The organism is Lentibacillus songyuanensis, assembly GCF_039548255.1.
GTDB lineage: Bacteria > Bacillota > Bacilli > Bacillales > Amphibacillaceae > Lentibacillus_C > Lentibacillus_C songyuanensis.
Map to the genome: position 1 here is coordinate 71,901 of NZ_JBCLVH010000018.1, position 9,728 is coordinate 81,628.

The following is a 9,728-nucleotide window of genomic DNA, read 5'->3' on the forward strand; positions in this document are numbered from 1 at the left end:
GAAAGGAAGATATACTTGAAGAAATTAAAAAGTTATAGCCGTATCTGGAATGTGGAAAAGGTCATTTATGCGATTAATGACTTCCATTTACCTTTTCCAGTGACTTTTAACCAAATGGTATGGTTTATTCTCTCCCTCTTCACTGTCATGTTATTAGGGAATCTGCCTCCTTTTTCTTTTATAGACGGGGTGTTATTAAAATATGTTGGGATTCCAGTAGGCTTAACGTGGTTTATGAGCCAGAAAACTTTTGATGGGAAAAAGCCATATGGATTTCTCAAATCTGTGCTGACCTATTTGTTTCGGCCAAAAGTCACTTATGCAGGAAAACCTGTAAAGCTTAAACGTGTGAAGATAAATGATAATTTAACCGCTGTGAGGAGTGAAGTACATGCGTTATCCGATTAAGTATATCGAAAATAATCTCGTCTTCAATCATGATGGCGAATGTTTTGCTTATTACGAGCTGCTTCCCTATAACTATTCATTTTTATCTATTGATGAAAAGGTCCAGGTGCATGATCACTTTCGTCAGTTGATTGCACAAAATCAAGATGGCAAAATCCATGCTTTGCAAATAAGTACTGAAAGCAGTGTGCGGACAGTTCAAGAACGAAGTAAGGAATTGGTTATAGGAAGATTACAGGATGTTGCTGATGATCGTATCGATGACCAGACAGAAGCATTAGTATCCATGATTGGGGAACATCAAGTAGACTATCGTTTCTTTATTGGTTTTAAACTATTACTCAATGAACAGGAAGTCAGTATGAAATCGATGGGAAAATCTGTTGCTACTTCTCTTTCGACTTTTATTCGTGATGTAAACCATCAATTGATGGGTGACTTTGTCTCTATGCCTCATGAGGAAATCAGACGTTTCTTGAAAATGGAAGCTCTGCTTCAAAACAAAATTTCTAGACGTTTTAAGATACGTCCCCTAATGAAAAATGACTTTGGCTATCTGATTGAACATCTTCATGGACAAACAGGAATTGCTTATGATGATTATGATTATGCTCTTCCTCTAAAGAAATTAAAAAGGGAAACATTGGTCAAACGTTATGACTTGATCAAACCAACCCGTTGCCTAATGGAAGAAAGTCAGCGTTACTTAAAAATTGAGCAAGAAGATCAAGCCATGTATGTCGCCTATTTTACGATTAATTCGATCGTTGGAGAACTTGATTTTCCTTCGGATGAAATTTTTTATTACCAGCAACAACAGTTTACCTTCCCTATAGATACGTCCATGAATGTGGAAATCGTCACCAATAAAAAAGCATTGTCTACGGTAAGAAATAAGAAAAAAGAACTCAAAGACTTGGACAACCATGCCTGGGAATCCGATAACGAAACAGGCAATAACGTGGTAGAAGCATTGGAACAGGTAACGGAGCTTGAAGATGTACTAGATCAAAGTAAGGAATCCATGTATAAGTTAAGCTATGTGATTCGGGTATCCGCTTCTGACTTGGACGAACTAAAGCAGCGATGTAATGAAGTGAAAGATTTTTATGATGATCTGAACGTGAAACTTGTTCGACCATTTGGCGATATGATGGGTTTACACAGTGAATTTATCCCGGCCAGTAAGCGCTATATGAATGACTATATCCAATACGTTACCTCTGACTTTTTAGCGGGACTTGGTTTTGGTGCAACGCAAATGCTTGGTGAGACGGAAGGGATTTATATTGGCTATAACTTGGATACCGGACGAAATGTTTATTTGAATCCGAGTCTTGCCAGTCAAGGAGTTAAAGGTTCGGTCACTAACGCACTGGCTGCTGCCTTCTTAGGCTCTCTAGGTGGGGGCAAATCGTTTGCCAATAATTTACTGGTGTATTATGCAGTGCTATTTGGTGGTCAGGCACTTATTGTTGACCCAAAAGCAGAACGGGGAAACTGGAAAGAAACGCTGCCGGACATGGCGCATGAGATTAACATTGTCAATTTAACGAGTGCGGAAAGCAATCAAGGGTTACTGGATCCCTACGTAATTATGAAAAAGAAAAAAGATTCGGAGAGCCTTGCGATTGATATTCTCACTTTTCTTACGGGCATATCCAGTCGTGATGGTGAAAAGTTTCCTGTTTTACGAAAAGCAATACGAGCGGTCACCCAACAAGAAGAACGGGGTTTACTTTTAGTAATTCAGGAGCTTAGAAGTGACCCAAACCCACTGGCGGCAACTATTGCAGATCACATTGAAAGTTTTACAGACTATGACTTTGCGCATCTCCTCTTTTCAAATGGAACGGTGAAAAAGTCGATTAGTTTGGAAAAGCAATTAAATATTATTCAGGTGGCAGATTTAGTGTTACCAGACGCGGAGACCAGTTTTGAAGAATATACCACAATGGAACTCCTTAGTGTTGCTATGCTGATTGTGATTTCGACTTTTGCACTGGACTTTATCCATTCTGATCGTAGTGTCTTTAAAATTGTAGATTTAGACGAAGCATGGTCCTTCCTGCAAGTAGCACAAGGGAAAACACTATCCAACAAATTAGTAAGAGCAGGGCGAGCGATGAATGCGGGTGTCTATTTTGTCACTCAGAATGCGGATGATTTAACTGATGAAAAATTGAAAAATAACATTGGTTTAAAGTTTGCTTTTCGATCTAGAGATATGAATGAGATCAAAAAAACACTTGCATTCTTTGGCGTGGATGCAGAAGATGAAGCCAATCAAAGGCGGCTTAGAGAACTGGAAAATGGCCAATGTTTGATGCAAGACTTGTATGGTCGTGTCGGCATGATTCAAATCCATCCAGTCTTTGAAGATTTATTCCACGCCTTCGATACAAGGCCACCTTTAGCGGAAAAAGAAAGGCGGTGAGATTGTTGAACAAACAAAAACTTAAAAAGATTTTTTTGACGGTGGTACTGATTAGTGCTGCCGTTTTTTTATTGCTTTTTTTAATTGGGACGGTTGCTCAAGCGGCCGGTTTGGTCGATGATACTGTCTCAGAAGACAATTTGTATTCCGAATATCCTCTAGATCACTACCAACTGGATTTTTATGTGGACACCGGTTGGGATTGGTTACCGTGGAACTGGAATGATGGGATTGGCAAACAAGTGATGTATGGTCTTTACACCATCACTAATTTTATTTGGACGATTAGTTTATATTTATCCAATGCGACAGGTTACTTGATTCAACAATCTTACTCGCTTGATTTTATTTCGGAAACAGCGGATGCGATTGGAGAAAATATGCAGACATTGGCGGGAATCACGGCAAGCGGCTTTAGTGGTTCAGGCTTTTATGTGGGCTTCCTGCTTATTTTTATTTTAGTCATCGGGATTTATGTTGCCTATACAGGGTTGATGAAACGAGAAACGACTAGGGCAATTCGAGCAATCCTCAATTTTTTGGTGGTGTTTATTTTGTCTGCTTCCTTTATTGCTTATGCGCCGACGTATATCGCAAAAATCAATGAATTTTCCGCAGACATTAGTGAAGCAAGTCTTGACTTAGGGACAAAAATCACGATGCCAAACTCGGACAGTCGTGGAAAAGATAGTGTAGATATGATCCGGAATAACCTTTTTTCCATTCAAGTGGAACAACCATGGATGTTGTTGCAATTTGATGATTCGGATAAAGAAACAATTGGAGAGGAACGTGTTGAGGGATTAGTGTCTATTAGTCCTGATACGAATAATGGAAAAGACCGGGAAGATGCCGTTAAGAAAGAAATTGAAGAACAGGATAACAAAAATTTAACAATTACGAAAACGACCACTCGCTTAGGAATGGTCTCCTTTTTATTTCTGTTCAATGTTGGTATTTCCTTTTTTGTGTTTCTCCTAGCTGGGATCATGATTTTCTCGCAAATTCTTTTTATACTTTTTGCGATGTTTCTGCCGATCAGCTTTTTATTATCGATGATTCCAACATTTGAAAGCATGGGAAAACAAGCGATTATGAAATTATTCAATGTCATTATGCTTCGGGCAGGGATCACATTGATTATTACAGTTGCTTTTAGTATTTCTTCCATGCTTTATAGCTTAACGACAAGCTATCCGTTCTTTTTGATTGCCTTTTTGCAAATCGTAACCTTCGCCGGGATTTACATGAAACTTGGAGATATCATGAGCATGTTTCGCCTGCAAAGCACTGATTCTCAACAGGTTGGGCGTAAAGTAATGCGGCGTCCGAATCAATGGTTTCATCGCGGCAGTCGAAAGATGCAACGGTCGATAGGCCGTACCCTTACAGGGGCAGCAGCTGGTGCCACGGTCGGTACGCTATATGGAAAGTCAAAAAATAAAAAAGGCTCTGTCTCTCCTAGTCGTTCTTTACAGCAAAAAGTATCTGCATCAAAGGAAAAGAAGCAAAGTTCAGACGGTTCCATGTCAGTTAGTCAAAAGGTAGGTCAAGTAACAGGTAAGGTGCTGGACACGAAAAATCGGATGCGTGCCAATATCCAACGTAAAAAAGAGCAAGTGCGTGACTTACCTACGACTGCACAATATGCGATCGTACAAGGCAAAGAGCAAATGAAGCGGCCTGTCAAGGATTTTAAGAAAGGCATCACACAGGCAAAAGAAGGAACCCAACATGCAAGCAAGGAACGCACCGCCGTCCATCGTCAAACGATTGCAGAGAAACGGATGGCATTGGATCAAAAACGCAAGGCACAGCCCGCTTCTCGTCCAACCATTCAGAACGCGCAGCCAGTTACACAGGCTGGGAAGCGCGTCAAACAAAATAGACCGCAGCAATCTTCTGTTCAGCAAAAGCAAAGTTTAAGACCTACTACCAACACGCAACGAATGCAACAACAAAAAGCTAATCAGTCAGAAGTAGGGCACGAAAGCAAACGGCGTCCTTTTAGTAATACTGGTAATTCTAAGCAGTCCAAAATACGTCCAACCCGGTCTGAGAGTGGTCCTCGTTTGGGAAACAAACGGCAAGTTAAACAACAGGCTGTATCGTTGAAAGGTCCAAGAAAAAAATACAACATAAAGCGCCCGATACGTTCAAGTAGGGGGAAACGATCATGAAGCTGATAAGGCTAAAAATGACACTTATTGCTTGGGGGTTGGGCTTTCTTGCCTTGTTTGGTTTATTGGTATTTGTAGCAATTTTTATCTCCAATGAGGAAGACTCTTCGGATAGTGATGTGCCATTGGATGATACAGGCGGTGTATCGGTATCTGCCGATGTGTTAAAACACCAGGCCATGGTAGAGAAGTATGCGAACAAATATGGTGTGGGTGATTATGTCTCTACATTACTTGCCATTATCGAAGTGGAAAGTAGCGGTAAGTTGCAAGATGTTATGCAATCGAGTGAATCATTAGGGTTATCGCCTAATTCATTGGATACAGAAGCATCTATTAAACAAGGGACGAAATATTTTGCGGAATTGTTACGATCTGCGGAAACAAGTGGTGTCGATGAGCGTACTGTCATACAGGCTTATAACTACGGCGGTGGATTTATAGATTATGTCGCACAAAAAGGAAAAGCATACAGTTTTGAACTTGCGGAAAGTTTTGCGAAAAAACGTTCAGGTGGCAGCAAAGTCACTTATACGAATCCAATAGCGGTGAAGAAAAACGGGGGTTGGCGTTATGGATATGGAAATATGTTTTATGTAGATTTAGTCAATCAGTATTTTGCTTCTGAACAATTTAATGATGAAACCGTCCAGCTAGTGATGAATGAAGCCTTAAAATATGAAGGGTACCCTTATGTTTTTGGAGGAGATAGGCCGAGTACCTCTTTTGATTGTAGCGGCCTGACACAATGGAGCTACGACAAAGCTGGTATAACCTTGCCTAGAACGGCGCAACAACAATATGACGCAACCGAACATATTTCCTTAGCCCAAGCAAAGCCAGGGGATTTAGTGTTCTTTCATTCCACTTATAATGCCGGAACCTATGTCACCCATGTGGGGATCTATCTTGGAAATAATCAAATGTATAATGCGGGAGATCCAGTCGGCTATGCTGACTTGACTACTTCTTACTGGCAAAAACATTTAATTGGGGCTGGACGTATCAAACAATAAGAAAGGATGGTATAGGATGAAAGGTATTTTTAAGAAAAAAGAAAAACAGGAAGTTGAAAAGGGTAAAAAGTTGAAAGTGAGGGCAGTTGGTGCACGAAAAAAGACGGTGATTATTCTATGGATACTACTCATTGGCAGTCTTGCTTTTGGTATATATAAAAACTTTACAGCGATTGATCAGCATACTGTTCATGAAAAAGAAATTATTGAAACAAACATCATGGATACAAATGCCATAGAAAGCTTTACAAAAAACTTTGTGAAATACTATTATACTTGGGAAAACAAGAAGGATTCCATTGAACAACGTGAAGAAAAGATAAAGGATTATCTGACGGAGGAATTGCAAGCTTTAAATATGGACCTAATTCGGGATGATATTCCTACCAGTTCCAGTGTAAGTGCCGTTAAAATTTGGTCGGTATCGGAAGAAAGCAAGGATAATTATGCTGTCGTTTATGACATCGATCAAAAAATCACGGTAGATAAAGATAGCCAATGGAATAACGCTACCTATCGTATTCTTCTCCATCACGATGATAGGGGCAATATGGTGATTACCCAAAATCCAACGTTATGGAGCTTACCGCAAAAATCCGATTATGAACCAAACCAGCCTGAAAGTAATGGCACAGTTGATTCTGATACAACAAAGGAAGTGACGGAGTTTTTAGAGACATTTTTTACGTTTTATCCAACTGCGACTGATAAAGAACTGGCATATTATGTGGCAAACAACGCCTTACCGACGATTGGCAAGGACTACACATTTTTAGAGTTGATTAATCCCGTTTTCCAACAGTCGGGGAATCAGGTGCAAGTTTGGTTATCGGTTAAATATTTGGATGAAACAACGAAGGCAACGCAAATTTCACAGTATGTATTAACACTAGTGAAAGATACGAATTGGATGATTATTAAATAAGTACTGTAATCAGAAATGGACTGGAAGGAGGGAGTTTTCATCCCTCTTCCATCGCCTTTGTCAATGTGAAAATTTATATCGATTCAAAAAGGCATTTTTTTCTTACATCCAGGCTTACCGTAACAAAGTGCTGAGGGCTAGATATAGATCAGACAGTAGAAAATGGATTCATTCAAGTTAGTAATAACCTTCCAATTGATTTCTACCATGTCTTCAAGCTAATAGCCTTGTAATGGGCAAGTATCATTATTTTTTGTACACTTAATTGTAAGCTTTTTAGTATAGTAATCTTGTCTATACTAAATTATTATATTTAAAGTATGTTATTTTAAAATCACTAACACTAGTTTGAGAGCATAATGCTAATACATAATCCAAGCTAATTTTTCGTTGATAAAAATGGTAGTTTGGGTTTTGTTCCTCTTTTATAAAGTATTTTCCTTCAGTGTTTAGTATTGAAAAGGAATTTAGTGGTATTGATAAGCCTTTTCCAATCGCTTTTATATAGGATTCCTTAAGAGTCCAATATTCATAAAAGGTGGAGATCTTGTCTCGATCTGGTCTACTAATAATAAACTCATATTCCTCTTTGGTGAAAAATTGTTTAGCGATTTCCAAATCAATAGGGTTAATTCTTTCTATATCTATTCCGATAGGCAAATTATCTGTTGCACATACAACCCATTCATCAGAATGAGAAACATTAAAATGAAATGTTTTTGGTACATCTACTAATGGTTTACCATAATCATTATAACGGAATGTAATATTATCAATATTTGCCCCTGTGTTTTCGTATAGCGCTTTCCGGATTAATAAAACTCCGAAAAGGCTACGAACGGCTTCGTCTCTATTTAAATAATCCTTTAATTTTTCTTTCTTTTCAGCGGGTACTTTATTTAAATAATTTATAAAATCGTAATCAGACATTTTTTTAGGTATTTTTACAGCATAAACATTCAATTTTTGAGTTCTCCTTTACGTATATTAAATTATTTACATCTTATAAAACAAAGCTAAGGGCATCTTTTAGGTGGTTAAAACTATTAAATTTTAGTTACTTTTATAACATCCGCTATAGGCTTTTTGGCTAATGCTTTTTTATAAGAAAAAACAACCATTTGGTTTATACATTTTTTGTATGTGAATGGTTCATTATTAATTCCTCCGGTTATGTGATTGTTTAAGGTGGTGACTAAATCATAATGGAATTACCATGACTTTTCTACCTCTAGGCGGTTGCATTTAATTGTTAATAAACAATCAATAATTATTTTAAAAATATGTAATGGCTTGAATAGTTTAATATAAAGTGATATAAAGGAGTTACTACACTATTCTAATAATTTTTACGGAAGGAGATTGACCTAGAAAATGAGTGAATATTTTCCGCTAACTGAGGCTCAAAAAAGAATTTGGTATTCAGATGCGCTTTTCCCTAACACAGCAGTTTCTAATGTCGTTATAACGGTGGAGTTTAAGGATCTAGATGATGACCTTATGAAAAAATCAATCGATTTATTTGTTTCCAATAATGAAATAATACGTGTTAGATTACTTAAACAGCATAACCAGGAACCGGTTCAATATATAAGTAATGAACCATTGATTAACACAAAGGTTAAAGATTTAAGTGTATTTAGTGAAAGTCAATTAAATTCATGGCTTCGAGAACAAGCAAAACAACCAATTTCATTATATGAGTCCAATCTTTATGAATTTACAATAATTAAGTGGCATGAAAAATCGCTTTTGCTGGTGAAATGTCATCATATTATAATAGATGGAGTATCTGTAGATGCATTACTCCTTAATATTAGGGATATTTATGAAAGCCTAAAATCAGGTTCCGAAATAAATCATTTAAGTAAATATACACTACATCAATATATAACCTCCGAAAAAGAATACAAACAATCATCTAGATATCAAAAGGATTACCAATTCTGGAAATCAGAGTTTGAATCTATCCCTGAATATTTAATTGAAAAGTCAAACGAGCTATATTCAAGGAGTTTACAGGCCAATCGTATGGAGTTCGAGGTTCCGGGCGCAACAAAAATTTTAATAGAAAAGTTTTGCCAAGAAAATCAAATTAGTATTTATACCTTTTTTATGTCAGTTTTGTTTATTTATTTTTCTCGTGTTGAGAATGAAAAGGACTTTGTAATAGGAACATATTTAGCCAACCGGAAATCTAAAGAAAACGATGTTCTTGGTATGTTTGTAAGTACATTGCCATTTCGTATGGAAATGTTTAATGATATGCAGACTTTTGAATTTATTAATAGTGTAAGTAAAAAACAAATGAAGTTAATGCGACATCAAAAGTATCCTTATAATCAGTTGGTTCAAGAATTAAGAAAAAAGGGACACGACATTAATCAGCTTTTTACAGTAGGTGTTGAATACCAAGAAATGAAGGCAGACTTTCATCAAATATTTAGTGGTTATGATTTTAATGGGCTGAATTTCCATATTAAAAATTATACATTAAAGAAACAACTTGCCATAAATATTGATTATAGAACAGAACTGTTCAGGGGTTATGAAATTGAATACCTAATGCAACGTCTGTATACACTTATAAGGGATATAATTCAGTTTCCCGAAAAGAGTATAGGTGAGTTAGCTATATGTACAAAGCAAGAACAACATAAAATTTTAATGGATTTTAATGATACGGAAATGCCTTATCCGAAAGAGAAAACAATTCATTGTCTGTTCGAAGAACAGGTGGAAAAAGATCCAAATCAAGTAGC

7 protein-coding genes are annotated in these 9,728 nt (G+C 37.2%); 6 read left to right on the forward strand and 1 reads right to left on the reverse strand.

Features of this window, described 5'->3' with window-relative positions; genetic code table 11:
• The first annotated feature begins 15 nt into the window (after nt 1-15).
• Genes WMZ97_RS16090 through WMZ97_RS16110 form a run of 5 tightly spaced genes read left to right on the forward strand, consistent with a single transcriptional unit; the run spans nt 16 to nt 6,966 of the window.
• On the forward strand, nt 16-408 hold the full coding sequence (locus tag WMZ97_RS16090) for a conjugal transfer protein (protein WP_343273111.1): 393 nt from the start codon (nt 16-18) through the stop codon (nt 406-408).
• A complete protein-coding gene (tcpF, locus tag WMZ97_RS16095) occupies nt 392-2,845 on the forward strand; it encodes a conjugal transfer ATPase TcpF (protein WP_343273112.1) in 2,454 nt (817 codons plus the stop codon). The genes WMZ97_RS16090 and tcpF overlap by 17 nt, the downstream gene beginning before the upstream one ends.
• A 2-nt stretch (nt 2,846-2,847) precedes the next feature.
• The gene (locus tag WMZ97_RS16100; RefSeq protein WP_449826329.1) at nt 2,848-5,025 is read left to right on the forward strand and encodes a CD3337/EF1877 family mobilome membrane protein; all 2,178 of its coding nucleotides are present in this window, start codon (nt 2,848-2,850) and stop codon (nt 5,023-5,025) included.
• A gap of 5 nt (nt 5,026-5,030) precedes the next feature.
• Nucleotides 5,031-6,041 (forward strand): bifunctional lytic transglycosylase/C40 family peptidase, encoded by a 1,011-nt coding sequence (locus WMZ97_RS16105; RefSeq protein ID WP_343273119.1) that lies wholly within the window; start codon nt 5,031-5,033, stop codon nt 6,039-6,041.
• 16 nt (nt 6,042-6,057) lie between these two features.
• Nucleotides 6,058-6,966 (forward strand): conjugal transfer protein, encoded by a 909-nt coding sequence (locus WMZ97_RS16110; RefSeq protein WP_449826330.1) that lies wholly within the window; start codon nt 6,058-6,060, stop codon nt 6,964-6,966.
• Between the two features lie 294 nt (nt 6,967-7,260).
• Here WMZ97_RS16110 and WMZ97_RS16115 read toward each other — a convergent pair whose 3' ends face one another.
• A complete protein-coding gene (locus tag WMZ97_RS16115; RefSeq protein WP_343273113.1) occupies nt 7,261-7,929 on the reverse strand; it encodes a 4'-phosphopantetheinyl transferase family protein in 669 nt (222 codons plus the stop codon).
• Between the two features lie 411 nt (nt 7,930-8,340).
• Between WMZ97_RS16115 and WMZ97_RS16120 the strand changes: the two genes are divergently transcribed.
• Nucleotides 8,341-9,728: condensation domain-containing protein (locus WMZ97_RS16120; RefSeq protein ID WP_343273114.1), on the forward strand; the 1,388-nt coding region annotated here is incomplete at its 3' end.

Coding starts and splice junctions, on each gene's coding strand:
- tcpF (WP_343273112.1), top strand. CDS start 392: ATGCGTTATCCGATTAAGTATATCGAAAATAATCTCGTCTTCAATCAT.
- WMZ97_RS16110 (WP_449826330.1), top strand. CDS start 6,058: ATGAAAGGTATTTTTAAGAAAAAAGAAAAACAGGAAGTTGAAAAGGGT.